The organism is Bradyrhizobium sp., from assembly GCF_016219575.1.
Lineage (GTDB): Bacteria > Pseudomonadota > Alphaproteobacteria > Rhizobiales > Xanthobacteraceae > Bradyrhizobium.
Map to the genome: position 1 here is coordinate 110,529 of NZ_JACRMG010000005.1, position 25,036 is coordinate 135,564.

A 25,036-nucleotide genomic window follows, 5' to 3' on the forward strand; every position below is an offset into this window, starting at 1 on the left:
CTCTTCGCCGCCTCATTCCGCCGCGAGCTCCACCGGTGCGACGCGCGGCAGGATCATCTGGATGCGCGTGCCGCCGCCGGGCTCGGAGTCGAGATCGAGCCGGCCGCCGAGGCGCGTCGTCACGATGCTGTAGACGATGTGGAGGCCGAGCCCCGTGCCGCCCTGATCGCGCCGCGTCGTGAAGAAGGGATCGAAGGCGCGGCGGCGCACGTCCATGCTCATGCCGATGCCGTTGTCGGAGAACAGCACCTCGACATTGTCCTTGCCGGATTCGCGCACCTGGATCTCCACCGTGCCGGCGCGGCCGTCCGGGAAGGCATGCGCGACCGCGTTGAGGAACAGGTTGGTGAGCACCTGGCCGTAGGGGCCCGGATAGCTGTTCATGGAGAGATTGGGCTGGCACTCGACGTTGAGCGTGAGGTTGTGTTTGCGCAGGCCCGGGCGCAGGCTCATCACCACCTGCTCGGTGAGATCGCCGAGGTCGAACACGCGCTTGTCGGAATAGTTGCGGTCGGCGGCCACCTGCTTGAACGACTGGATCAACTCGGCGGCGCGGTTGAGATTGGCGACCAGCTGCGAGGACGCGTCGCGGCTGGTGTCGAGATATTCGTTGAGGCTCGAGCGGCGCAACTCGCCGCGCGCGACTTCGGCCGTGAAATTCGCGGTCTTGCGCTCCAGCGCGGAGGCCACCGTCAGGCTGATGCCGACGGGATTGTTGACCTCGTGCGCGACACCGGCGACGAGCCGGCCGAGAGCGGCGAGCTTTTCCGCCTCGATCAGCGAATTCTGGGTTTCGCGCAGATTGCGCAGCGCCAGTTCGGCGGCGTCGCGGGCCTTTCGCATTTCCTGTTCGCCGCGCTTGCGCTCGCCGATATCCAGCGCCACGGTGACGATGTTCTCGATCTCGCCTTCGGCATCGAGCAGCGGCAGCTTGTTGACCAGCCATTGCCGCATGTTGCCGGCGGAATCCTTGTATTCCTCCTCGTAGAAGCCGAGCTCCCTGCCCGCCGTGAGCACGCGCTTGTCGTGCTCGTCGGTCTTCGCCGCCCCGTAGCGCGACATCAGATCGCCGGTGGTGCGACCGATGGCGTCCTGCGGCTCGATGCCGAAAATGCCGGCCATGTAGCGGTTCATCAGCACGTAGCGCAGGTTCTTGTCCTTGACGTTGATGACCGCGGGCACGGTGTCGATCACCTGTTGCAGCAATCGCCTGCCCTCGGCGATGGCGTCCTCCGCGCGCTTCTCCTCGGTGATGTCACGCACCACGCCTTCGTAGCGGACGATCTCGCCGGCTTCGTTGCGGACCGCGCCGGCGGAGTCCGACAGCCACAGCACGGTCCCGTCGCGCGCGCGGACCTGGTACTCGAACTCGCGAACCATGCCGTCGCGCTGCATCAGCCGCTGATATTCCTCGCGCGCTGACTTGTGCACATAGACGCTCTCGGCGACGTCGTTGATCCCGGCGATCAGGTCCTGCGGCGTGGCGTAGCCCATCATGCGCGCCAATGCCGGGTTGGCGTCGAGCAGCTCGCCACCGGGCGTCGTCACGTAAATGCCGTCGACGGAGGATTCGAACAGCTTGCGATAGCTTTCCTCGGCCTGCCGCTGCTCGGCGAGCGCGCGCACCGCGGCCTCGCGTGCGGCGTCGGCATCGATCAGGGTCGTGCGGAACACTTCGGCGGCGCGCGCGATGTCGCCGATCTCGTTGTCGACGTCGGTCTGCGGAATCGGCACGTTCGGCTCGCCGCCGGCGACCGAACGGATCGCGGCGGCAATGCGCGCCAGCGGGCGAACGGTACGCCTCACCACCAGCGCCGCCGCGAACAACCCGATCAGCACGCCCATGCTGCCGAGCACGATGCTTTGCCATTTGGCTTCCGCCAGCGTGCGGGCGAACTCCCGCGCCAGCACATGGCCGCGCCGCGCGCTGACTTCGCGCAACAGTTCTGTGACGCGCTGGATCAGCCGGCCCTCGGTGCCCAGCACCTCCTTGTCGATCTCGGCGATCTGCCGCTCGCGGACCGAAATCGCAACGACCGCCTCGGCATAGTCGTTGGCAGCCTCGCGCAACTTCGGATCGGGGATCGCCATCGCGCGGATGCCTTGCGCGGCGACCTCGGCGGCCGAAGGGTTGCGGGCAAGCAGCCCCGCGGAGATGCGGTTCTGGAACTGGAACAGCTGCGCGGTGACGTTCGCATCCGAACTGGCCGCAATCGCCGCGTCGAGCTTGTCGCGCAACGGAGGCAGGCCGGTGATGAGATCGGCGCGGCGGGCGATCAACACGGAAATCCGCTCGATACCGGTGCGGTAGGTCGAAAGCCGCTCGGTGACGCCGTCGATCATGTCCTGTTGCTCGGGCGCGAGCTCGAGGCGGGTCTTCTTCAGCACGTCGCTGAGCGCGGTCGTGGCTTCCGCGATCTGAGCCGATTGGCCGCCGGGATCGGTGACGAAGTCGCGCGCCGCAAGCCGCAGCTCGTTCATGCGCCGGTCGATGTCCTCGGCGAGGTCGCCGACGGCCTGCAGCCGCTGCAGCTCCACAAAGGTCTGGTCGATGTGGCGGATGGCGATGACGCTGGCCGCTCCGGTCACGACGATCACCGCCAGCACCAGCATGAAGCTGCCGAACGTCATCTGGCCGATCGAGAGCGAGCGCACCCGGTTATTCGGCGGATTCGGCGGCGTTTCGGCAGTCATGTGGTTGAGACCGGTCTCCAATCGGCCCTAATATACGACGTCTTCCGGGGCTGGGGGAACATGTTGAAATTTGTCACAAATCCGGCAATCGGCGGCTGGGCCGGGCGGCTCGGCGCGGCCCTGCTGATTCTGGCCTGTGGCCAGCCGGCCGCCGACGCGGCGGAGGCCGGCCGTGCGGCGCGGATGGCGAAATTCGCCCGGCCCTCCACCGTGCCGTTTCCCGCCCATAACCCCTACTCGCCCGAAAAGGCCGAGCTGGGGCGGCGGCTGTTCTTCGATCCCCTCCTGTCGGCCTCCGGCACCATCGCCTGTGCCACCTGCCACCACCCGCGCCTGGCATGGGGGGACGGCCTGCCGCGGGCGATCGGCGAGGCCCGCATGCCGCTGCCGTTCCGCTCGCCCACCCTGCTGGGAGCGGCCTGGCTCGAAGGTTTTGGCTGGGACGGCAAGTTCCCGACCCTGGAGGGCGTCGCCTTCACCCCCATCAGCACCGCCGCCAATATGGGGCGCAACGAGGCCGAACTGCTGCGCGACCTTGCCGGGGATCCCGCCTATCGCTCGGCCTTCGAAAAGGTCTTTCCCGGCGAAGGCGTCTCGCGCTCCACCGTCGAGCGGGCGCTGGCGACCTATGAGCGCACCATCGTGCCTGCCATTGCGCCGTTCGACCGCTGGATCGGGGGCGACGAGGCGGCGATCCCGGAATCGGCCAAGCGCGGCTTCGATCTCTTCACCGGGCGGGCGCAATGCAGCGAATGCCATTCGAGCTGGCGCTTCACCGACGACTCCTTCCACGACATCGGCACCGGCGGCGGCGACGATATCGGTCGCGGAAAACTGTTCCCGAACTCGCCGTCACTGCAATATGCGTTCAAGGTGCCGACGCTGCGCGACGTCGCCAAGCGCGCGCCCTACATGCATGACGGCTCGCTGCCCGATCTCCTGGCCGTGATCGATCTCTACAACCGCGGCGGCGTGGACCGGCCGAGCCGCGATCCGCACATCCGCCCGCTTGGCCTGACCGCGAAGGAGCGCGCCGACCTCCTCGCCTTCCTGGAGGCGCTGACGGGCGAGGCCGCACGCGACCCCGCTGCCGTCACTCCTCGCTGACCTCGACCGTCATCTTCATCTGCGGATGGATGGCGCAGCGGACGATGAACGCCCCCGTCTTGGCGAACACGATGTCGCGCGCCTCGCCGGGCGGGATGTCGCCGGTATCGGCGGCAAATTGCGGTGAGTCGACAAAGGCGTGGTGGACGAACTTCTCGTCATTGGCGAAGCGCACCCGGCTGCCTTTGGAAACGCTCAGCCGCTCCGGCAGGAAGGCCTTCTCCGACTGGCGCACCTCGAATTCGGCGCCGATGGCTGCGCCCACTCCAAGGCCGAGAACAATGATGGGAGCAAGAATGCGCATGGCTCGAAAGGTCGTCGCCTGAAACCGGCGCAGGCGTAGCGGAATCCGGCTCCAAACGCCAGCACCCGGGCGGCCCCTTGACCGGCACAATCCCTGATTTTGTCGCTGCGGGGATACCGGCTCAGGCCACCGCGGCCTTGCGTTGCGGGATGGTCATCGCGGCGACGCCAGCAACGACGCAGGCCAGCCCGATCCAGGCCCTCGAGCTCACGCTCTCGCCGAGCAGGACGACGCCGAGCAGCACGCCGATCGGCACCCGCAAATAGGCCTGCGCCGTCGTGCCGACCGATCCCAAGGTGTGGATCAGGCGGAAGTAGATCGCAAAGGCAGCCGCTGTGGAGAATACGGCAAGCGCCAGCAAGGCGAGCAGCGAACTGGTCGACGGCGCAACGGTCCATGGCTGCTCGACGGCAAGGCTGACCGGCGTCAGGATCGCCGCACCAGCAATCAATGAGCCTGCGGCGGGCGCCATCGGGTCGAGATTCCCAAAGCCGCGGCTGAAGATCGCCGCACAGGCGTAACAGATGGTGGCGGCGACGATCGCGACCTCTGCGACAAGGCCGTGGCCGATGCCGCTGACAGCATCGACACCGACGATCAGGCAAATCCCGGCCATGCCGGCCACCACGCCAAACAGCTTTCGCGGCGTCACCGCCTCGTGCCGGGTGATCACGGCCGTGATCAGGAAGGTGAAGATCGGCGAGGCCGAATTGAGGATCGTGGTCAGAGCGGCATCGACATGGCGCTCGCCCCAGGCGATCAGCGTCCAGGGGATGACGCTGTTCAGACAAGCCTGGAACGTGAAGCGTTTCCAGGTCGCGAGATCCCGCGGCATTTCTATTCCGCGCAGCTTCATCACGACCAGCAACAGCACGCCCGCAATCGCAGTACGTGCCGCGATCAGCGTGACCGGCGGAATGGTGGCGACACCGAGCTTGATGAAGGTATAGGACCCGCCCCACAGCGTGGCGAGCACGAGCAGCAAGGTCAGTTCAAAGGCGGGATTGGGCTGGCGTGCATTGCCTGCGGCGGCCGGCGTCATGACGGGCTCCTCGCCAGCCAATCCCCCGTTGCCGCCAGCAATCCTTCGCGCCCGTGCTCCAGATGCATCAGATGGGTCGCCTCGGGAATGACGACGTCGGCCTTTTCGGTGGCGCCCAACGCACCGATCAGCCAGGCCGCATCGGCATTCTGGCAGAGGCTGTCCCATGCGCCCCGGACGATCATGGTCGGGGCCACCACGCGCCGTGGGTCATAGGCAAGCTCGCCCGTCATGGCGGCGATGATGTCGGCCTGCGGCCCGTTCGGTATCCTGACGGCGGGCGGATCGCGCCCGGCAGCTCCGGGATCGGTTGCGATGTAGGCCGGTCCCCATTCCGCAAGATCGGGCTCGATCAACACCGGCGGATGTGAGGGCGGCACGTCCTCGACAAAGCGCTTCAACTGATCGGCGACCGAGACGTCGCGCCATGCGCCGATGCGGTCGGCAGGCGGCAATCCTGCGACTCGCCGCTGGCCGATCGGCCCGAACATGACGAGGCGACCCACATTATCGGCCCGGTCGCCGGCATAACGGCCGGCCGCCATGGTCCCCCAGGAGTGGGCAACGATGTGAACACGCGCGCCGGCGCGTTCCCTTCTGATTTCGTCGACCACCGCAGCAATCTGGCAAGCGGCATCGCGCGTGCGGCCGATGGGCGCGACATCCGCAGCTGGCGCCTCCATCTGCCTTGGCCGCGTCGAGCCGCCGAAACCGAGAAAATCAAATGCCCAGACATCAAAGCCGCGGGCGTTGAGATCGTCCGCCCAGGATCGCCCGGCGAATCGATATCCCACCGACAGCGCCGAGGGGAACGTCGCGCCGTGAACATAGAGAACGGGGGCGCCCGCCTCCGGCCAGCGCCGCAGCGCGACGACGCCATCGCTGCCGGGCAGCGTCAGGCAAGATCGAATGGATTGCACGTCAATTTCCTTTGCGCCGGGCGGTCGCGCCCGGCCAGGTTACTGACGCGGAATATAGGCAGTCATCCTGCCTCGATACTTCGGTGCTCGCCGAACTATGTCAACCGGCGGCGCCGACCTCGAACACATCGCCGTCATAGCCCGCTTCCAGGGGAATACGGAGCACACGGCCCGTGGCGGTCTTGGTCATGACGGGCGTAACCGTGACGACCTTCTTGCCGCGGCTGTCGTCGAGCGCTGCCCTTACGCTCGCCTGCTTGCCGAGCTTGATCAGGTTGCGCGTGGTCGGGAACGGCAGCTTGAAGCGGCCGGTCACGCCGCCTTCCAGCGCCTCGCGCGGCGAGACCCAGATCGAGTCGGTGGATTCCTTGCCGTCGTGGGCGCCGAGCTGGTCCGGCGGCGCAGCGGCCAGGAAGAACCAGGTGTCGAAACGCTTCGGCATGCCTTCGGGCGTGACCCAGTGCGCGTAGGGCACGAGTTCGTCGAGCGCGAGCACCATACTGGTCGCGGTCAGCACGTCGAAGAAGCTGACCTGGTTATCGCACAGCGCGGTACGGTGCGCCGTCTCGATCTCGCCGGCGCGCTTCGCATCGACCAGCGCCTTCGATCCCTTCGGCCGCGCCAGCAGGATGCCGCTTTCCTCGAACGTTTCGCGGATCGCGGCGATACGGAAGCTGAGCTCGCCCGCATCCATCCCCTCGCCGCCGGAATAGAGCGACGGGTTAGCGATGATGTCGTTGTCGCCCTTGTCGACGCTGCCGCCGGGAAACACCAGCGCGCCGGAATTGAAGTCGATCTCATAATGGCGAACCATCATGAAGACCTCGATTTCCTTCTGCGCCGAGGCGTCGCGCAGCAACAGGATGGTGGACGCCGGACGCGGTTTTACCATTTCAGCCATATACACTCCTAAGAACCTCATCCTGAGGAGCGGCCGTCAGGCCGCGTCTCGAAGGATGAATGGCACGATCGGGGCCTCATGGTTCGAGCCGCGCGAAGCCGCGCTCCTCACCATGAGGGAATTGCTAGCCTGCTGCACTCGATTGCGGTTGCAGATTGGCGCGGCGGTCGTAGCGCGCCACGCGCGAGAGGAGATAATCTACTTCCGCTTTCGCGGTCACCGTGATGGTCGCGCCGGGCTTGCGCTGGGCGCTGGAGGCGATGATGCCGCGCTTCTGCAGCACATATTTGCGCACGGAAAGACCCGCGCCCGGCTGCTGCTCGTAGCGGATCAGCGGCAGATGCGCGTCGAACAGGTCGTGCGCGGCGTCGCGCTTGCCTTCCTTCGACAGCTTCACCACGTCGATCAACAGTTCCGGGAAGGCATAGCCGGTCATCGCGCCGTCGGCGCCGCGCTCCATCTCGAAATCGAGGAACAGGCCGCCATTGCCGACGAGGATCGACAGCTCGCGCAGCGAGCCGTCCTTCTGGAATCCGCGCAGCGTGGAAATCTTCTCAAGGCCCGGCCAGTCCTCGTGCTTGAGCATCACGCAGGACGGATTGTCCATCACGATCTTGCGGATCACCGCCGGCGTGAAGACCACCGAGAGCGTCAGCGGATAATCCTGCAGCACCCAGGGAATGTCCTCGCCGATCGCTTCCTGTGCCTGCTTGAAATAGCCCGTGATTTGGTCGTCGGTGCGCAACGACGGCGGTGGGGCGATCATGACGCCGGCCGCGCCCGCATCCATCGACGCTCTTGCCAGCGAGCGCATCGAGGCAAAGCCCGGCGCGGAGACGCCGACGATCACCTGCATGTTTTTCGCACGCTTGACGAAGCGGACCGCCACCTGCTCGGCCTCGGCCGCATCCAGCTTCGGCGCCTCGCCGAGAATGCCGAGCACGGTGACGCCGTCGCAGCCCACCGAGGCATAGAAGTCGGTCAGCTTGTCGATCGATTTCTCGTCGATCCCGCCGTCATCATGGAACGGCGTCGGCGCGATCGCGAAGGTGCCTGCGGCCTTGGCGGTGAGCTTTGTCATGTGCTTCTCCGTGTGCGTCGTTCCGGGATGGTCCGAAGGACCAGACCCGGAACCTCGAGGTTCCGGGTTCGCGCTTCGCGCGCCCCGGAACGACGGTCATTTGAATCTCCGCGCCGACTTCTTGATGTCCTCTTCGGAGAAGAAGATTTCCTTGGCGTGGGTGACGATATCCTCGGCCTTCCATCCCGTGAACGGCGGTGTCCAGCCTTCCATTTCCATCATCCGCATCTCGCGCACGCCGCGGGGGCCGGAGACGCCGAGCACCTTGCCGGTCTGGTCGCCGGAGAGGTCCGAGACCATGTATAGCACGGCCGGCGCGATTCCGTCCGGACCGAGCGCCGCACCGGGGTTCTCCTTGTAGCGGGGCAGGTCTGCGGTCATGCGGGTCAAGGCGCCCGGGGCCAACGTCCATATCCGGATGTTGTACTTGCGGCCCTCGATGGCCAGCACGTTGGACAGGCCCCAGATGCCGCCCTTGGCCGCGCCGTAATTGGTCTGGCCGAAATTGCCGATGAGGCCCGAAGTCGACGACGTGTTGACGATGACGCCGCCACCGTTCTCGCGCATCCATTTGAACACCGGCTGGGTGCAGCAGAAGGTGCCCTTGAGGTGCACCCGGATCACCTTGTCCCAGTTGGCTTCGTTGGCCTTGGCGAAGGTCTCGTCGAGCAGGATGCCCGCATTGTTGACGAGGATGTCGGCGCGGCCAAAGTTCTTGATGGCGTCGTCGAACACCGCCTGGCCGCCGGCCATGGTCGAGATGTCGGCGCCGTTGGCCACTGCGCGCCCGCCCTCGGCCTTGATCGCGTCCACTACCTTCTGCGCCATCGACTTGTCGGAACCCGTGCCGTCGCGCGGGCCGCCGAGGTCGTTGACCACCACGGCTGCACCCTCGCGCGCGAACAGCTTTGCGTAGGCTTCACCGAGCCCGCCGCCCGCGCCCGTGATGATGGCCACCTTGCCGTCGAGCAATCCCATTGTTGGTTCCTCCCGCTTACGCCAGCACCGTCTTGCCGCTCTTGATCACGGTGACGCCCCTCGCCTTCACCTTGGCCTCGAACGAGACCACGTTGCCGTCCTTCCACATTTCCATGGTGACGGTCTCGCCGGGATAGACCGGCGAGGAGAACCGCACCGCGTGCTGCTTGAAGGCGGACGGATCGTAATCGGCATAGGTCTGCAGCACGCCGCGGCAGGTGATGCCGTAGGTGCACATGCCGTGCAGGATCGGGCGCGGGAAGCCCGCCTTCTTGGCGAATTCCGGGTCCGAGTGCAGCGGGTTGCGGTCGCCGCAAAGCCGATAGATCAGCGCTTGATCCGGACGCGTGGAGATGTCGACCGTCCTGTCCGGCGCGCGTGACGGCATGCCGTGCGGATCCGGCTGCGCGATGCTGGGGCCGCCGAACCCGCCGTCGCCGCGGGCAAAGCGCGACGCGACGATCGTTGCAAGCGGCTCCCCCTTCTCGTTCTTCAGGACGGTCTGGTGGCTGATCACCACACCCTTGTCCTTGCCCTTGTCATAGACCTCGCGCACCGTGGAGTCGGCGGTGATCTGGGCTGCCGTCTGCAGTGGTTGATGGAAGGTAATGTCACGCTCGCCATCCACCACCATCACGCGATTGAGGTTCATTTCGCCGGGACCGGCGCCCCACGCCGCAACCGATGCAAAGGTCGGCACCACCTTCAGCGGACGCGGCGTCAGCGTGCCCTCGTTGACGAAGGCGAGTTCCTTCTCGTCCATCGGATCCGCGCCGAGGCCGATGCCGTAGGCATAGAGCATCACCTCGCGGTCGGTGTAGCTGTATTTCTGACCGAGGTTCTTCAGCCCCTTCAGTTCTTCGTACCTTGCCGACATCTTCCGATTTCCTCCCGAAGTATTTTTCGTTGGCGCTGTTCGCTGCTGCGCCCTCTCCCCTTGTGGGAGAGGGCAAGAACGGCGGCGCCGCAAGTTCACTTGGGTGAGGGGTTGGCTCCGCAAGTACCGCATTCGCGGATAGAACCCCTCATCCGGCAGCTTCGCTGCCACCTTCTCCCACAAGGGGAGAAGGTACTCTCAGGCCGGCGTGAAGAACGGCAACGGCGCGCCGTCGGTCGGCTTGAACACCACCTTCACCTTTTGGCCGATCTTCAGCTTCTCAAGGTCGCAGTCGACGAAATTGGTCTGCAGCGACGGACCTTCCTTCAGCGTGACATAGCCGATCGCATACGGGCCGGTCGGCGACTTCCGCATCAGGCTGTAGGTATAGATCGTGCCCTCTCCGGAAGCCTCCTCCCACACCGTCTTGTCGGAGAAGCAGAACGGGCAGATCGAGCGCGGAAAATAATGCGGCTCGCCGCAGGCGGTGCAGCGCTTGATCATGAACTTGCCGGCCTTGGCCGCTTCCCAGAACGGGGCGGTTTCCGGATTGGTCACCGGGGCATTGTATTTCTTCGCTTCGGCCATCACACGCGCTCCAGAATGCAGGTTGAGGCGGCGTGACGCACGCCGAGGAGTCCGCCGGTACCGTGCGCGACCGCGAGATCGCAGTTCTTCACCTGCACCTTGGGATGGGCCTCGCCGCGCAGCTGCCGCACGGCCTCGAGGATCTTTGTCATGCCGCCGCGGTTGACGGGATGGTTGCTGCACAGCCCGCCGCCGTCGGTGTTGAACGGCAGCTTGCCGACGCCGGAGATCAGATTGCCGTCAGCGACGAACTTGCCGCCCTCGCCCTTCTTGCAGAAGCCGAGGTCTTCGAGTTGCATCAGCACCGTGATGGTGAAGCTGTCATAGATCGAGGCGTACTTGATGTCCTTTGGCGTGACGCCGGCTTCCTCGAACGCGCGCGGGCCGGACCAGACGCCGGCGGAATAAGTGAGGTCTAGATCCTTGCCGCCGCGCGGCCCCTTCATCGCCTCGCCATGACCGATCAGCCGCACCAGCGGCTTCTTCAGGCTCTTTGCGATCTCAGGCGTGGTGACGATCATCGCGCCGCCGCCGTCGGTGACGACGCAGCAATCCATGCGATGCAGGGGATCGGAGATCATCGGCGAGTTCAGCACGTCCTCGACGGTGACGACGTCCTTGAGCATCGCATGCGGATTGTATTGCGCGTGATGGGAGGCGGCGACCTTGATCCAGGCGAGCTGCTCGCTGGTGGTGCCATAGTCGTGCATGTGGCGCATGGCACACATGCCATAGGCATTGTGCGTAGTGGCCCCGTAGGCCGCCTCGAAATCAGCCTCGGCGCCGGCCGCGCGCGGCGGCATCGGTCCGGTGCGCGGCTTGCCGGCGAGCGTCACCAGCGCGATCGAGCATTTACCGGCCGCAATGGCTTCGGCGGCATGGCCGAGATGGATCAGATAGGAGCAGCCGCCGGTCTCGGTCGAGTCCATATGGCGGACTTTGAGGCCGAGATAATCGACCATCGGCCACAGGCCACCAGGCGCATCGCCTGCCAGAAAATAGCCGTCGATGTCGTCCTTGGTGAGCCCGGCATCCTCCAGGGCGCCCTTGGCGACCTCGGCGTGGAGCTGGGCGGTGGATTTGTCGGGTGCATGCCGGGTGGGATGCTCATAGATCCCGGCAATGTAGGCCTTCCCCTTGATGGTCAATTGTTTCTCCGCTGGCGTTTCTTGTATCCAGTGGATTTCTTGGCCTGTACGGGCGGCCTTGGCAAGCGCCGAGATATTCCGCCCGGTGAGAGGGCTATGCGTATGCCACTCCTCATCCTGAGGAGCGGCCGTCAGGCCGCGTCTCGAAGGACAAAGGCCCGGCTGTGGCCTCATGGTTCTCTCGGCGATGCGAAGCATCGTCCGGAGACGGCGCTGGCGCGCCTCCTCACCATGAGGATCGAGAGGTTCTACTCCGCCGCCATCTGCCGCGGCGCCGGCGGCGGATTGACGAGATCGGCCGTGAGCTGCTCGTGGCGCGCTTTCGCGTCCTTCACCGCCTTCTCCTTCACCGGGCCGTAGCCGCGGATGCGATCGGGCAGCGACAACAGCTCAACCGCGGTGTCGTGCGTCGCCTGCGACAGCAGGTCGAGCGCCTTGGCGACGTCCTTTTCGTAATCCGCGATCAGCTCGCGCTCCAGCTTGCGGTCGGCGCTGTGGCCGAACACGTCGAGCGCCGTGCCGCGCAGGAAGCGGAATTTGGCGAGCACACGGAACACGCCCATCATCCAGGAGCCGAACGCGCGCTTCTTCGGACGGCCCAGCGCATCGACGCCGCGGCTAAGGATCGGTGGCGCGAGATTGAAGCTGAACTTGAACTCGCCCTCGAATTGGTCGCGCAGCTGCTTCTCGAAGCGGCCGTCGGTGTAGAGCCGCGCCACTTCATACTCGTCCTTGTAGGCCAGCAGCTTTGCGTAGTTGATCGCGACCGCGCGCGGCAGTGCGTCGCCAAAGCCGCCCCGGTTCGCGGCATCGCGAACCTGATCGACCAGCTTGCGGTAGCGTCTTGCAAGCCGCGAGCTCTGGTAGTCGGTCAGCATGGCCGTGCGATGGGCGATGATCTCGTCGAGCGTCATCGCATCCAGCGTCTTCGCGGGAACGACCTCGTCGTGATCCTTCATCATCTCCTTGAACCGCGCCGGATCGACGGCGGCCAGCCGGCCGAGCTGGAAGCCCTGCGTGTTCATCTTGATCGCGACACCGTTGACTTCGATCGCCTGCTCGATCGCCTTCGCCGACAGCGGCAGCAGGCCGCGCTGGTAGGCGTAGCCGAGCATCATGATGTTGGTGGCGATGGAGTCGCCGAGCAGCGCTTCGGCCGGCGTGGTGAAATCGAAGAAGGAAGATTCCTTCCTGAGCTCGGTCTCGAGAACGGAATTGAGCTTGCGGGTCTGGAAATTGAAGTCGCGGTTGAGGATGAAGTCCGCGGTCGGGATGACGTGGCTGTTGATGATGCCGACGGTGCGGGCGGATTCGCAGAGTGTGACCATGTCCTTCGATACCGCCACGACCTCGTCCGCGGCGAGCACGAGATCAGCCGTGCCGGTGACGATACGCGAACAGGTGACGTCCGCGGTGTGTTCGGACAGTCGGACATGGCTCAGCACCGCGCCGCCCTTCTGGGCCAAGCCGGACATGTCGAGGATCATGCTGGCCTTGCCTTCGATATGCGCGGCCATGCCGAGCAGCGCGCCGATGGTGAGCACGCCGGTACCGCCGACACCGCCGACGGCGATGTTATAGGGCCGGTCCAGCGAAGGACGCGACGCAGGCTCCGGCAGCTCGCCGATGCTGCCGAGGTCCGGCGGCGCGCGATGGCGCAGCTTTGCGCCGTCGACGGTGACGAAGGACGGGCAAAAACCCTTGAGGCAGGAATAGTCCTTGTTGCAGGTCGACTGGTTGATGGTGCGCTTGCGCCCGAGCTCTGTCTCCAGCGGTTCGACCGAGATGCAGTTCGACTGCACCGAACAGTCGCCGCAGCCTTCGCAGACGGCCGGATTGATCAGCACACGGCGCGCCGGGTCTTCCATCAGACCGCGCTTGCGGCGGCGGCGTTTCTCGGCCGCGCAAGTCTGCACGAAGACGATGGCCGAGGTGCCCTTGAGCTCGCGGCACTCCTTCATGACCGCATCCAACTCGTCGCGATGACGCGTGATGACGCCGGGTGCGATGTCGGAAGCGGGATAGAGGTGCGGATTTTCCGAGACCAGATAGATGTTGCGGATGCCCTCGGCGTGCATCTGGAAGGTGATCTGTTGCGGCGACAATTCGCCGTCGACATGCTGGCCGCCGGTCATTGCGGTCGCGTCGTTATAGAGCAGCTTGTAGGTGATGTTCGCGCCGGAGGCGACCGCCTGGCGGATCGCCAGCGAGCCGGAGTGGAAATAGGTGCCGTCGCCGAGATTGGCGAAGACGTGCTTTTCCTTGGTGAAGGGCGCGACACCAACCCACGGCACGCCCTCGCCTCCCATGTGGGTGTAGGTTTCGGTGTTGCGGTCCATCCACAGCGCCATGAAGTGACAGCCGATGCCGGCAAAGGCGCGGCTGCCTTCCGGCACCTTGGTCGAGGTGTTGTGCGGGCAACCCGAGCAGAAATACGGCGTGCGGGTGACGGGAGCGACCGCCTGCATCTGTGTCGCCTGCCGGCCGTTGAACCAGTCTGCCTTGGCGCGAAGCATCTGCGCGATTTCGGGATTGAGATTGAGCCGGAGCAGGCGTTCGGTCAGCGAGCTCGCAAGCGAGGCAACGCTGAGTTCGGCGGCGAAGGTCAGGAAGCGCTTGTCATGGTCGTCCATCTTGCCGACGATGCGCGGGCGGACGTCGTCGCGCCAGTTGAACAGCTCCTGCTTGACCTGGTTCTCGACGATCTCGCGCCGTTCCTCGATGATGAAGATCTCCTCGAGGCCAACGGCGAAATTGCGCACGCCTTCCGGCTCCAGCGGCCAGGGCATGCCGATCTTGTACAGGCGGATGCCGATCCTGGCGGCGATGTCCTCGGTGATGCCGAGCTCGCGCAGCGCCTGGCGGATGTCCTCATAGCTCTTGCCGGACGCCATGATGCCGTAGCGGGCGTTCGGCGAATCCATGGTGACACGGTTGATTTTGTTGGCGCGCGCGAAGGCGATCGCGGCATAGCCCTTGTAATCCTGCAGGCGCAGGTCCTGCTGATAGCGATCGTCCGGCCAGCGCATGTTGAGGCCGCCCGGCGGCATCTCGAAATCGCTGGGGATGATGAAGGGCTTCATCTCGTCGGTGAGGTCGATCTCGGCCGTGGTCTCCACGGTCTCGGTGATCACCTTCATGCCGATCCAGCAGCCGGAGTAACGCGACATCGCGATACCCAGAAGGCCCATCTCGATCATTTCATGGATGCTGGAGGGATAGAGATAAGGCATCAGCGCGGAGATGAAGGCGTGGTCGGACTGATGCGGAACGGTCGAGGATTTTGCGCCGTGGTCGTCGCCGGCAAGCACAAGCACACCGCCGTTCTTGGCGGAACCCGCCGTGTTGGCGTGGCGGAAGACGTCGCCGCAGCGGTCGACGCCGGGACCCTTGCCGTACCAGATACCGACCACACCATCATATTGCGCGCCGGGCGACAGGCTGAGTTGTTGCGAGCCCCAGATCGCGGTTGCCGCCAGATCCTCGTTCACGCCGGGCTGGAACTTGATGTTGTACTGCTCGAGGTGCTTTCGCGCTGCGAAGAGCTGCTGGTCGTAGCCGCCCAGGGGCGAGCCACGGTAGCCGGAAATGAAGCCTGCGGTATTCAGCCCCATCGCGCGGTCGCGCCGGATCTGGGCCATCGGCAGGCGGACCAGCGCCTGGATGCCGGTCAGGAAGACGTGGCCGGTGCCTTGCGTGTATTTCTGGTCGAGACTGATCGGACCCTGGTTGATTCCCATTGGTGCCCTCGTAAGCCTTGGTCGCGACGACTGATTTTTAGCTAGTCATCCAAGCTGGTTAGAGCCAGTCTATGTCGGTTTTTTCATCCCACGCAGCACAAATCTCGGCCAGAATGCCGGCTTCGTGAAAATCGCAATTTCGTGCCGGGAAGGTCGGCAAGCCATTTCACTTTGTGTCGTGCAAAGGGCTTGGCGCGAAACGGCGTGACGCCGCTATAATGCGCCGGACTGGAGGATGGATGCCAAGACGCCGCCACGGCCTCGTTGCGATTCTCATGAGCCTCGTTTTGTGCGGTGCATTCCGCAGCGAGGCCGCCGAGCCGTCGGCCGAGACCATCGCCCGCGGCAAGGCGCTGGTGGTGGCGGGCGATTGCGCAGGCTGCCACACCGCCGATCCCGCAAAGCCCTTTGCCGGGGGCAAGCGCATCGACTCTGCCTTTGGCGCTATCTACGCGCCCAATTTGACGCCGGACAACGAGACCGGGCTGGGCAAATGGCGCGACGAGGATTTTCTGCGCGCGCTGCGCCAGGGCATCGCGCCCGACGGCTCGCGCTATTATCCGGCCTTCCCCTACCCTTATTTCACGAAGCTGATCCGCGACGACATCCTGGCGATCCGCGCCTATCTCGGCTCGATCGAGCCGGTGCGCAACAAGGTAGCCCCGCCGGAGCCGCGCTTTCCCTTCAACTTCCGCGCCGGCATGCGGCTGTGGAACTGGCTGTACCTGCAGCCCGGCATCATGATGCCCGACCAGTCCAGGGGCACCGAATGGAACCGCGGCCGTTACCTCGTCGAGGGCATCGGTCACTGCGGCACCTGCCATGCCTCGAAGAATCTCCTCGGCGGCGACAAGGGACCACCCGGGTTCGCCACCTGGCTACGCAACTGGAGCGCAGACGACGTCGCCGAATATCTGCGCAGTGGACGTAGTCCCCGGAGCGACCCAAGGCCCGACGCCGGTTCCCTGATGCGGGAGGTCATCGCCAATTCGACGTCGAAGATGAGCGACGGCGACATTCGCGCCATGGCCGTCTACCTGAAGTCCCTCTATGCGCGCTGACGGTTCAGGGGAAAATACTACTTCCTGTCCTCACTGAACACGAATTTGGGCATCTCCCATTTGTAGCGGATCGCGAGCAGGCGGAAGCTGATGCCCAGCACGAATGTCAGCGCCGTCCAGATTTCGTCGTTCAGCTTCAGCCCGAAGGCAGTCGCATAGAACAGCCCGGTGACCACGGAGACGCTGGCGTAGAGCTCGGAGCGGAACAGCAGCGGCACGTCGTTGCAGAGGACGTCGCGCAGCACGCCGCCCGCGCATCCCGTGACCATGCCGGCGACGATGACGATCGGCAGCGAGGCATTCATCTGCCAGGCGACATCGCAGCCGGCCATGGTGAAGACGACCAACCCGATCGCGTCGAGGACGAGAAATGCCGCGTTGAGCCGGTGCACCAGCCGCGCAATGGGGATGGTGAGCAGGGCGGCAACCGAGATCAGCCCCAGCAGCCACGGCCGCTCCACCCATGCAAGCGGATAATGACCGAGCAGCACGTCGCGGATGGTGCCGCCGCCGAGCGCGGTAATGCAGCTCAGCATGCACACACCCGCCCAATCCATGCTGCGCCGCCCGGCCGCCAGCGCCGCCGTCATCGCCTGGGCGGCAATCGCGATGAGCGACAGCCCCTGCAGCATGAAATCACCGGATGGCAGGCCCCACATCGAACCCTCTTCGATTCATTTCCATGGAACCTACGTCGCGGGTTCCGCCATGAACAGCCTGCAATGAACAGCCTGCAATGAACAGCCTGCAATGAACGCACCGCGGTTCCCGGAACATCCGCGGCCCCCGGAGGTTGTCTCGCGGCAATAACGGAGGAACCCGATCATGGCTTACCAACCCACCGATCCCTACCGCGCGCCGTTGTCGGAGGAGGAGATCGCCCGGCAGGCGAGGCTGAACAGCCTCGACACCGAGATCCAGCCGAACCCGATGCTCGACGAGGGCGGGCCGAGCGGCACCAAGGTCGCGATGTTTGCCGTCGCCATCGCCGTGGTGCTCGGCGCCCTGTTCTATGGGCTGAACAACACCAGCGTGAACCAGGCCGGCACTGAGCCGAGCGCCCGCACCGCCCAGACCCAGCCGGCCAATCCGGCCGCGCCTCCGGGCATGCGCGACGTCACGCCGAAGGCCAACAGCGCGCCCGGCACGACCACCGGTGCGGCCCCGGCCCGTCCGGCGGCGCCTTCGCCGAGCACACCGCAGACTGACAATCCAGGTGCCAAGTAGGGTATGGAGTAGCACGTAGCGTAACGCGCAAGCAGCGAGAGCAACTGCCGCGGGCAAATTGCCCGCGGCGTTTTCTTGTTTTCTTCTCCCTCGCTCCGCTCTTGCGGGGAGAGGGCTGGGGTGAGGGGTTGCCTCAACACGCGAACTCGTCGTGAGTCCCCCTCACCCGGATTGCTTCGCAATCCGACCTCTCCCCGCGCGCGGGGAGAGGTGAACTGGAAGCTCAACCAAACATCTTGTTCAATTCGCCGCCGGGATAGCCGCTGGCGAATTCGGTGAACGTCCCCTTCTCGGCCATTTCCTTCGACGCCTTCATGAAGCCGGCCCAGGCCATGCGGGCAAGCGAGCCGCCGACGCTGATGCGGCGCACGCCGAGGCTGCCTGCATCCGCAAGCGACGGGCCGGCGGCGCCGACCAGCAGATTGACCGGCCGTGGATGCACCGCCTTCACGACGGCGGAAATCTCCTCCCTGGTCGAGATGCCTGGCGCGTACAGGCAATCCGCGCCCGCCTCGGCATAGGCGGTCAGCCGGTCGATCACGAGATTGAGGTCCTTCACGCCGCGCAAAAACGCTTCGCAGCGGCCGGTGAGGAGCACGCCGGAATTGTCGGCATCGATCGCCTTGCGCGCCGCCTTGATACGCTCGACCGCGAGCGCGCGGTCGAACAAGGGCTTGGCGGCATCGCCGGTGAAATCCTCGATCGACAGGCCGGCGAGGCCGGTCTTCACGGCGCGCGCGACGTTGACGGCGACCTTGTCCGGCTCATGCGCAAAGCCGTCCTCGAAGTCGGCGTTGACGGGGATATCGACCGCAGCCGAGATCGCGGCGAGATGGTCGCAGACGTCATCGACGGTGACGCGGTTGTCCGGCTTGCCGATGGTCCAGGCGAAGCCGGCGCTGGTGGAGGCCAGCGCCTTGAAGCCGAGATGCTGCAACGCCTTGGCGCTGCCGACGTCGAAGGGATTGGGGATGATGAAGCACCCGGACTCGTGGAGCTTCCGGAAGGCGGCGCGCTTGTCAGCAGTTGTCAGCATGATCTCTCCCCATTGTCGTTTGTTGGCGCGGGGAAGATAGGAATGCGATGCCGCCTTCGCCAGCCGCCTCACGCCACGACCTTGCGCAGGAAAGTGCGCTCTTCCGCCAGGATGAATTTGTGTTCCTCGGCGAAACCAAAATTCGCCGAACCGTCCGCGTCCGCCCGCAGCCGCGCGCGATAGCTTTCGTAGGATGCCAGGCTGTCGAACGAGATCAGCGCGAAGGCGATGTTGTTGGTGCCCTCGTGCGGCATCCAGTAGCCGATCAGGTCGCCGCCGCATTTCGGGATGATGCTGAGCCAGTTCTTCGAATACTGCTCGAACATCGCGCGCTTGAAGGGGTCGAGCTGATAGCGGATGAAGACGGTGACGGTCATGAGCGCCTCGATTGCCGAACTCACTCGATCCTATCCCCTTGCCTGACATCAATGCTTCGTCTATCATCGAACTATGAAAGTCGGTCCCGATATTTCCATGGTCGCCGCCCTCGTCGGCGATCCCGCGCGCTCCAACATGCTGACGGCGCTGATGAGCGGCCGGGCCCTGACGGCCAGCGAGCTGGCGCAGGAGGCCGGCATCACGCCGCAGACCGCGAGTTCGCATCTGGCCAAGCTCGAGGCCGGCGGGCTGATCGAGCCGGAGAAGCAGGGCCGCCACCGCTACTACCGCCTCACCGGTCCCGACGTCGCCCTCGTGCTCGAGGGGCTGGCGGGGCTCGCCGCGCGCGCCGGCCACATGCGCGTGCGGACGGGGCCGAAGGATCCGGCGCTGCGCCGCGCCCGCATCTGCTACGACCATCTCGCCGGCGATCTCGGCGTGCAGATGCTGGATAGCCTGCGCAAGCAGCGCCTGGTGCGGCAAAGCAAGGAGACAATCGAACTCACCGGCGAAGGCCGGCGCTTCATGGCCCAGAGCCTGCAGATCGATGCCGATGCCCTCGCCCATCCGCGCCGGCCGGTGTGCAAGGCGTGCCTCGACTGGAGCGAGCGGCGCCATCACCTGGCAGGCACGCTGGGCGCTGCGATCATGACGCGCTTCACCGAACTGAACTGGGCGGCGCGCGACGCTGCGCCCGGCAGCCGCGTCGTCAATTTCACCCGCAACGGCGAAAAGCGCTTTGCCGCGCTGTTCGGTGCGGCTGCGGGTTAGCATTCAAGGATCAAGGAAAAGGGGAAAGGCAGAAATCGTTCGATCCCTGCCTTCTCCGGCTGGTGGCGAACCCGTTACCGGACCGCGGCTCACCAGTAACGGCGGCGCCAATAGCGACGGCGCCAACGACGGCGGCGATAGCCCCACCAGCGGCGGCGGCGCCAGCCCCAATGCCGGCGGCGATACCCCCAACGGCGGCCCCAGCCGCGATGACGGCCGCGGCCCCATCGCACTTCTTCCGGCTGGAGCTGATCGGTCTCGTCCTTCGACGTCACGGCGGGCTGCGCGGGATTCTGAGGCAGTTTCGCGTCCTCGTTGAGAGGCTGCGGCATCAGCGGTGCGGCCTGCGCGGTCGCGGCGAACGCCGCGACACCGGCGGCCAGGCCTGCAGCGATCCTGAGAAATTCCCGGCGTTCCATGATTTGCTCCTCCAGTCGCGCGTGATGCGATACGAGTTTCACCGCGCCGTGATGAATGCGTGCTGAACCGTGCGTTCATGTTTGTGGCACGCGTGGCCAGGAGGAAAAGTCGCGAGCGAGAGTCTTGTTCCAACGAGTCGTCCCGGCGCAGGCCGGGACGACAACGGAATTTGCGGAGTCAGCTTGGACAACAAGAGCGACAGGCTTCGCCCTACCCATCCCACGAAATCTACTTCTTCTTCATCCGGTCCAGCATTTCCTGGCCCTGCTTCATCATCTTCTGCATCATCTCGTCAGCCTTGGCGTCGTCGTCATCGTCGGCTTTGTCAGCCTTGTCAGCGCCCTTGGGCGGCGCCGATGGGTCGGGGCAATTGGCGGTGACGCCCTTGACGCGGGTCCAGCTGTGGCCTTCGGCGGCCTTCTCGGTACACATCACGAAATCCTTCGCGCCTGACGGCACCGGCTTGACGCAGACAACGGTGGAAATGCCGCCCGGCAGCGCCATGTCGCAATTCACCTCGCAGGCCATCACTTGCGAATAGGGATTGCTGGCGGTGACCGTGACCGTCTTCCTGTCGGCGCCCAGTGTGCAGGTCGCAACGTCGGCGGCACAGGCTTGCCCGGCAATCAGCATTGCCGCGGCGGTACCGATCCGGAATTTCATGAAGCCCCCTTCTCTCACCAGCGATGCCCTTGGTCGCCGTGGTGGAGAGAAGGGTTCGATGCCTTCGCCTCGTCATTCCGAGGCGCGCCTCTTGGCGCGAGCCCCTAATGACGGCGCCACTCACGTCCCCGCAAACTCCTCCGCCAGCACCAGCACCTCGCGCGTGCGGGTGACGTCGGGCCAGTCGCGGTTGAAGTCGGCGATCAGGCGCTTCATCTCCTCGCCGCCGGTGGCGCGCTCGAGCGCGGCCTTGTCGGCAAACCGGTGCATCGCCTGGTGCAGCGAGGGATCGGTGGCGCTCCAGAACCGCCACGCCTTCTGCACGCCGAACGATCGGGTCGCATCCGGCAGATGCTCGCGCGAATACTAGGTGTCGAAGGCCGCGCGCTTGGCGGGATCGCTGACGGTGGCGCGGACGATGAAATAGGCGGCTGGCATGGTTTCCTCCATTCTTCTTACACGGGCATCTGTCGTTTCTGGTGCGCCCTGCCCCGAAGCGCGGCTTGCTCGCTATGGCCTGCGATGACGCGGACGCCCTCGTCAATCCGCTCGACGATGTCATCCGGCGTGCAGCCTTGCAGGAAGGCAACGCCGTTCTTGCGGCACGCCGCAAGGATGCGGTCGCGCGCCCTCTGCATTTCGGGCGGGTAAGGTTCGCGCGGAATGCTGCGGTAGCCGAGCGAGAGGCTCAAATCGCCCGGCCCGATCTCGGCAAAGCCCAGCCCCGGCACCGCCAGTATGTCCTCGCAATTGGCGACGCCTTCCGGGCTTTCGAGTTTCACGCCCAGCAACAGCTCTCCCCTCGGATTGAGCGGCCATGGATCGCAGCGATCCATATATTCTTCCGTCGACAGGCCCCACACCGGGGCAGCCGTGCTTTCCGATCCGCGTCCGCGCGTGCCGATGCCCAGTGCCTTGCGGCCGGCGGAGTCCGTTCCGCCATCCGCCGCACGCCGCGCACCTTCCATCCGCGCCAATGGCGAGGGGATCGCGGGATCGACGCCGATCGTGTTGTGCGGATAGCGGCAGGATTCAACGAAGGCGCGCACCGCGCCGGCCGTCTCCGCCTGACACAGCAGGATGCCGTGCACCCCGCGTCCGAGGATCTGGCGGAATTGCCATGCGTTGTACCGCACATGCGCGGCGTCGATCCCGTTCACCGGCGCCTCGACGATGACGGTCGGCGTGCGATGCCCCGACCGTGTTGGGCCTGCATCGGCCATGCCGCGCATGTATTCGGACAGGCCCGTCATATCGAACGCGCCATGCTCCATGCCCACATTCATGTAGTCGGCCCAGGTACCGGCATCGATGACGCCCTGTCCGTGCGTCAGCACATGCCCGCTGTGCGGACCGTCGTAGTAGATCGCCTGGTCCTGCTCCAGGAGTTCGACACAGCGACTGATCCGCTTACCCATGAAGGCCTGTCCCGACGGCCGCGTGCCGACTACGGCGGATTACGCTCCGCCAATCCGTCCTGCGCGCTATGCCGCGTCGCGCGCACCGGCAGCAAGCAGCCCCGCCTCGACGAGCGCCGCCCGTATCCTTGCAATCTCCGCATCCGCGATCTTGACCAGGGGTGGACGCACCACCGCGCGCGGCAGCTTGCCGAGCAGCACCAGCGCTTCCTTCATGCGGTTGTGCATGTCGACGAAGGGATCGGCGTAGAACACGCGCGCGGTCGGATAGATCCGGTCGTTGAGCCGGCGGGCTTCCGCAAGATCGTTGGCCTTCACCGCGCGATAGAGCCGGGCCTGAAGATCGGCGATGACGCTGCCGCTGCCCGACAACAGTCCGTTGCAACCGAGCACGAGCGAGCTCAACAGCCAGGCGCTGTTGGTGGAAAGCACGTTGATGGGCCGCTTGCGGCCCTGCAATGTGCGGATATGGCTCTCGTGCTGGGGCACCAGCGGCGTCCAGTCCTTGATGGCGCGGATGGTCGGCACCTCCTCGAACAGCCGCTCCAGGGTCGCGGCCGGATAGCCCTGCCCCGTGGCGAGCGGATACTGAAACACGATCAGCGGCAGGTCGGTCGCATCGGCAATGGTTCTGAAATGGGTCAGCGCCATCTCGGCCGTCTGGCCGATCGTGAACGGCGCCGGCGGAAACACCAATAGAGCCGAGGCACCGCCGTTCTGCGCCTGTCGCGCGATCCGCGCCGCCTCCAGGCTGCCATCGGCCCAGACGCCATGAATGATCGGCAGCTTGCCGCCGGCCTCCTCGCCCGCGATCTCCATGACGCGGCGCTGCTCATCCGGGGTGCAGGACGCGACTTCCGTGGAATGTGCATTGACCGTGATCGCCGACAGCCCCTGCACGGAGGCGACATCGCGCAGATGCGCGCGGAAGCTCGGCTCGTCGATCGACAAATCCGTATGGAACGGGAGCAGAACCGCGGGGATCACACCTTGGGGCACGAAATCGGGATGGCGCGGCATGGGGTTCGTCTCCCTTGGGTTCTTTCGCCAGAGCGTATCAGCGTAGCGCAATCCGCCAACATCTCAAGCTGGCGGGGACGCAGAGGCGGGACGGCTACCTGGAAGACGAGCGCACTGACCGGCGGACCACCTTCTGATCCCGGCTTGATCTGGCGCAAATCCGGGCAATTCGGCCTCGATAGACTGCATCGTCCCCGTCACCCGCCTTGCAGGATTCCTGGAGGACAGATGCTCGAAGCATTGGCCCTGTGGCTTACCCACCAGCGCGAGCGCACCGTCCTCGGCGTGCCCGGAACCGATCAGTTCGACCAGCTCGCGAAAGACCTCGGCGTCAGCGCCAACGAGCTCAGCTATCTCGTCAACTCCGCGCGCGATCCCCTGCAACTGCCTGACATGCTGCGGGCTCTCGGCATCGACGAGGCGGCGCTGCGCCGCGCCCGGCCAACCCTGCTCAGCGCCTTGGAGGACGTCTGCGAGCAATGCACGGTGATCGGCAGATGCAAATACGCGATAGACCGCGGCACCGCCGCATCCGACTACGCGCAATTCTGCCCGAATGCCGGCAGTCTGACGATCCTTCGCGCGCAACAGGCCGGCGATCCCTGATTCCTTCGCCTATGAGCAGGACTGGATGTCGCGAGCCCATGGAACGAACGAGCGCATTTCAGTGCAAGCCCTCGCCAATGGCGTTCGATTCTACGTGCAGCTCATCCGCAACGCGGAAGGGCTTTGAACGCATCGATGCGACAGACCGCTATTTTCCGCCGGTGGAATTGTCGCCCTAATGCAGCCGGCTTGACCGGCCTTGGCGCGCAGCAGCGGCTGTTGCCGTCCCGCGGGCTTACTCCCTTGAACGCGTAAAGGGCACAAAGCGCACGAGGCCGACTTCGCGCGTCGTCGTCTTGTCGGGACCGATCTTCTCGATGACCGTGAGCTGTTGGGTGGCGTAGGCGGACCCCATGGGCATGACGAGCCGCCCGCCCACCTTGAGCTGCTCGATCAGCGGCGGCGGCGCGTGACCGAGTGCGGCGGTCACCACGATTGCGTCAAAGGGACCGCATTCCGGCCAGCCGGCATAACCGTCGCCGGCCCTCACGCTCACATTGTCATAGGCGAGATTCCTGAACGTATTCGCGGCGGCTTCCGCCAGTTGCGGGACGATCTCGATGGTGCAGACCTTGCGCGCGAGATGCGCAAGGATGGCGGCCTGGTAGCCCGACCCCGTGCCGATCTCGAGCACGACATGATCGGGCGCGACTTCGGCGAGCTCGGTCATGAAGGCCACGATGAAGGGCTGCGAGATGGTCTGGCCGCGGCCGATCGAAAGCGGTGTGTCGGCGTAGGCGATGGAACAGGATCGCTCGGATATGAACAGATGGCGCCTGGTTTGCCCCATCGCCTGCATGACCCTCTCCGACATGCCCCGCGGTCCCAGGACACTGGCGTAGGACCGGGCATGGCCGCGGATGGTTACAACCATGGCGGCGCGCTCGCGGGCGCATTCCGCCTCCTGTGCCGTCGCTTCCGAGCCGATGGCAACCAAGGAAAGGAACAGCGGCAGCAAGGTCTTCATGATCGCGCGGTCTTCCGGCAGGTCTTGATACCATGCCGGCATCCGGCTTGTAAGCTGATGCATCGTAGTGCACCGCAACGCATGGAGAG

Annotated in this window: 23 protein-coding genes and 2 pseudogenes; 5 read left to right on the plus strand and 20 right to left on the minus strand. The window is 65.3% G+C overall.

Annotated features, from left to right (window positions below; genetic code table 11):
• Positions 1-12: 12 nt before the first annotated feature.
• Positions 13-2,694 carry a PAS domain S-box protein gene (locus HZB49_RS02595; RefSeq protein ID WP_291608919.1) on the minus strand — a complete coding sequence of 894 codons (2,682 nt, stop codon included), beginning with the start codon at positions 2,692-2,694 and terminating at the stop codon, positions 13-15.
• 60 nt (positions 2,695-2,754) lie between these two features.
• On the opposite strand from HZB49_RS02595, the gene HZB49_RS02600 reads away from it, so the two are divergent.
• On the plus strand, positions 2,755-3,801 hold the full coding sequence (locus HZB49_RS02600) for a cytochrome c peroxidase (protein WP_291608920.1): 1,047 nt from the start codon (positions 2,755-2,757) through the stop codon (positions 3,799-3,801).
• On the opposite strand, the gene HZB49_RS02605 is transcribed toward HZB49_RS02600, so the two are convergent.
• The 10 genes from HZB49_RS02605 to HZB49_RS02650 all read right to left on the minus strand — a co-directional run bounded on the left by HZB49_RS02605 (position 3,788) and on the right by HZB49_RS02650 (position 15,380).
• Positions 3,788-4,105, minus strand: a complete 318-nt coding sequence (locus tag HZB49_RS02605) for a hypothetical protein (protein ID WP_291608921.1) — start codon at positions 4,103-4,105, stop codon at positions 3,788-3,790. The two genes, HZB49_RS02600 and HZB49_RS02605, sit on opposite strands and share 14 nt — an antisense overlap.
• A 121-nt stretch (positions 4,106-4,226) precedes the next feature.
• Entirely contained in the window at positions 4,227-5,147 is a 921-nt protein-coding gene (locus tag HZB49_RS02610; RefSeq protein WP_291608922.1) for an EamA family transporter, read from the minus strand.
• On the minus strand, positions 5,144-6,067 hold the full coding sequence (locus HZB49_RS02615) for an alpha/beta hydrolase (RefSeq protein ID WP_291608923.1): 924 nt from the start codon (positions 6,065-6,067) through the stop codon (positions 5,144-5,146). The genes HZB49_RS02610 and HZB49_RS02615 overlap by 4 nt, the downstream gene beginning before the upstream one ends.
• Before the next feature lie 100 nt (positions 6,068-6,167).
• Positions 6,168-6,968: an NUDIX hydrolase gene (locus HZB49_RS02620; RefSeq protein WP_291608924.1), complete on the minus strand. Its 801-nt coding sequence runs from the start codon at positions 6,966-6,968 to the stop codon at positions 6,168-6,170.
• A gap of 124 nt (positions 6,969-7,092) precedes the next feature.
• Positions 7,093-8,049 carry a dihydrodipicolinate synthase family protein gene (locus tag HZB49_RS02625; protein WP_291608925.1) on the minus strand — a complete coding sequence of 319 codons (957 nt, stop codon included), beginning with the start codon at positions 8,047-8,049 and terminating at the stop codon, positions 7,093-7,095.
• A gap of 96 nt (positions 8,050-8,145) precedes the next feature.
• Positions 8,146-9,027, minus strand: a complete 882-nt coding sequence (locus HZB49_RS02630) for an SDR family oxidoreductase (protein WP_291608926.1) — start codon at positions 9,025-9,027, stop codon at positions 8,146-8,148.
• 16 nt (positions 9,028-9,043) lie between these two features.
• Complete coding sequence (locus HZB49_RS02635) at positions 9,044-9,904, minus strand: MaoC family dehydratase (RefSeq protein WP_291608927.1); 861 nt, start codon at positions 9,902-9,904, stop codon at positions 9,044-9,046.
• Positions 9,905-10,102: 198 nt separating this feature from the next.
• Positions 10,103-10,492: an OB-fold domain-containing protein gene (locus tag HZB49_RS02640; RefSeq protein ID WP_291608928.1), complete on the minus strand. Its 390-nt coding sequence runs from the start codon at positions 10,490-10,492 to the stop codon at positions 10,103-10,105.
• Positions 10,492-11,640 carry a thiolase domain-containing protein gene (locus tag HZB49_RS02645; protein ID WP_291608929.1) on the minus strand — a complete coding sequence of 383 codons (1,149 nt, stop codon included), beginning with the start codon at positions 11,638-11,640 and terminating at the stop codon, positions 10,492-10,494. Before HZB49_RS02645 ends, HZB49_RS02640 begins: the two co-directional genes overlap by 1 nt.
• Positions 11,641-11,888: 248 nt before the next feature.
• Entirely contained in the window at positions 11,889-15,380 is a 3,492-nt protein-coding gene (locus HZB49_RS02650; RefSeq protein WP_291608930.1) for an indolepyruvate ferredoxin oxidoreductase family protein, read from the minus strand.
• Positions 15,381-15,655: 275 nt separating this feature from the next.
• Here HZB49_RS02650 and HZB49_RS02655 point away from each other — a divergent pair.
• Positions 15,656-16,429 (plus strand): annotated as a pseudogene (locus HZB49_RS02655) (cytochrome c); the annotation flags it as partial.
• Between the two features lie 29 nt (positions 16,430-16,458).
• On the opposite strand, the gene HZB49_RS02660 reads toward HZB49_RS02655, so the two are convergent.
• Complete coding sequence (locus tag HZB49_RS02660) at positions 16,459-17,100, minus strand: trimeric intracellular cation channel family protein (RefSeq protein ID WP_291608931.1); 642 nt, start codon at positions 17,098-17,100, stop codon at positions 16,459-16,461.
• Between the two features lie 166 nt (positions 17,101-17,266).
• Between HZB49_RS02660 and HZB49_RS02665 the strand changes: the two genes are divergently transcribed.
• Positions 17,267-17,668: a hypothetical protein gene (locus HZB49_RS02665; RefSeq protein WP_291608932.1), complete on the plus strand. Its 402-nt coding sequence runs from the start codon at positions 17,267-17,269 to the stop codon at positions 17,666-17,668.
• A gap of 223 nt (positions 17,669-17,891) precedes the next feature.
• On the opposite strand, the gene HZB49_RS02670 is transcribed toward HZB49_RS02665, so the two are convergent.
• On the minus strand, positions 17,892-18,707 hold the full coding sequence (locus tag HZB49_RS02670; protein WP_291609099.1) for an isocitrate lyase/phosphoenolpyruvate mutase family protein: 816 nt from the start codon (positions 18,705-18,707) through the stop codon (positions 17,892-17,894).
• Positions 18,708-18,772: 65 nt separating this feature from the next.
• The gene (locus HZB49_RS02675; RefSeq protein WP_291609100.1) at positions 18,773-19,081 is read right to left on the minus strand and encodes an NIPSNAP family protein; all 309 of its coding nucleotides are present in this window, start codon (positions 19,079-19,081) and stop codon (positions 18,773-18,775) included.
• A gap of 73 nt (positions 19,082-19,154) precedes the next feature.
• Here HZB49_RS02675 and HZB49_RS02680 point away from each other — a divergent pair, with 73 nt between their 5' ends.
• Positions 19,155-19,853 carry a metalloregulator ArsR/SmtB family transcription factor gene (locus tag HZB49_RS02680; RefSeq protein ID WP_291608933.1) on the plus strand — a complete coding sequence of 233 codons (699 nt, stop codon included), beginning with the start codon at positions 19,155-19,157 and terminating at the stop codon, positions 19,851-19,853.
• 89 nt (positions 19,854-19,942) lie between these two features.
• Here the strand turns inward: HZB49_RS02680 and HZB49_RS02685 are convergent, their stop codons facing one another.
• From HZB49_RS02685 to HZB49_RS02705, 5 genes and pseudogenes are all read right to left on the minus strand, one after another.
• Positions 19,943-20,272 (minus strand): twin-arginine translocation (Tat), encoded by a 330-nt coding sequence (locus HZB49_RS02685; RefSeq protein ID WP_291608934.1) that lies wholly within the window; start codon positions 20,270-20,272, stop codon positions 19,943-19,945.
• 229 nt (positions 20,273-20,501) lie between these two features.
• Positions 20,502-20,936 carry a hypothetical protein gene (locus HZB49_RS02690; protein ID WP_291608935.1) on the minus strand — a complete coding sequence of 145 codons (435 nt, stop codon included), beginning with the start codon at positions 20,934-20,936 and terminating at the stop codon, positions 20,502-20,504.
• A gap of 120 nt (positions 20,937-21,056) precedes the next feature.
• A pseudogene (locus HZB49_RS02695) lies at positions 21,057-21,374 on the minus strand (hypothetical protein).
• Between the two features lie 17 nt (positions 21,375-21,391).
• Positions 21,392-22,354 (minus strand): aldolase/citrate lyase family protein, encoded by a 963-nt coding sequence (locus HZB49_RS02700; protein WP_291608936.1) that lies wholly within the window; start codon positions 22,352-22,354, stop codon positions 21,392-21,394.
• Between the two features lie 66 nt (positions 22,355-22,420).
• Positions 22,421-23,374 carry a dihydrodipicolinate synthase family protein gene (locus HZB49_RS02705; RefSeq protein ID WP_291608937.1) on the minus strand — a complete coding sequence of 318 codons (954 nt, stop codon included), beginning with the start codon at positions 23,372-23,374 and terminating at the stop codon, positions 22,421-22,423.
• A 228-nt stretch (positions 23,375-23,602) separates the two neighbouring features.
• Here HZB49_RS02705 and HZB49_RS02710 point away from each other — a divergent pair, with 228 nt between their 5' ends.
• On the plus strand, positions 23,603-23,980 hold the full coding sequence (locus tag HZB49_RS02710) for a hypothetical protein (protein WP_291608938.1): 378 nt from the start codon (positions 23,603-23,605) through the stop codon (positions 23,978-23,980).
• A gap of 235 nt (positions 23,981-24,215) precedes the next feature.
• Here HZB49_RS02710 and HZB49_RS02715 read toward each other — a convergent pair whose 3' ends face one another.
• Positions 24,216-25,010, minus strand: coding sequence for a protein-L-isoaspartate(D-aspartate) O-methyltransferase (locus HZB49_RS02715; RefSeq protein WP_291608939.1), 795 nt, complete (start codon positions 25,008-25,010; stop codon positions 24,216-24,218).
• Between the last annotated feature and the right edge of the window lie 26 nt (positions 25,011-25,036).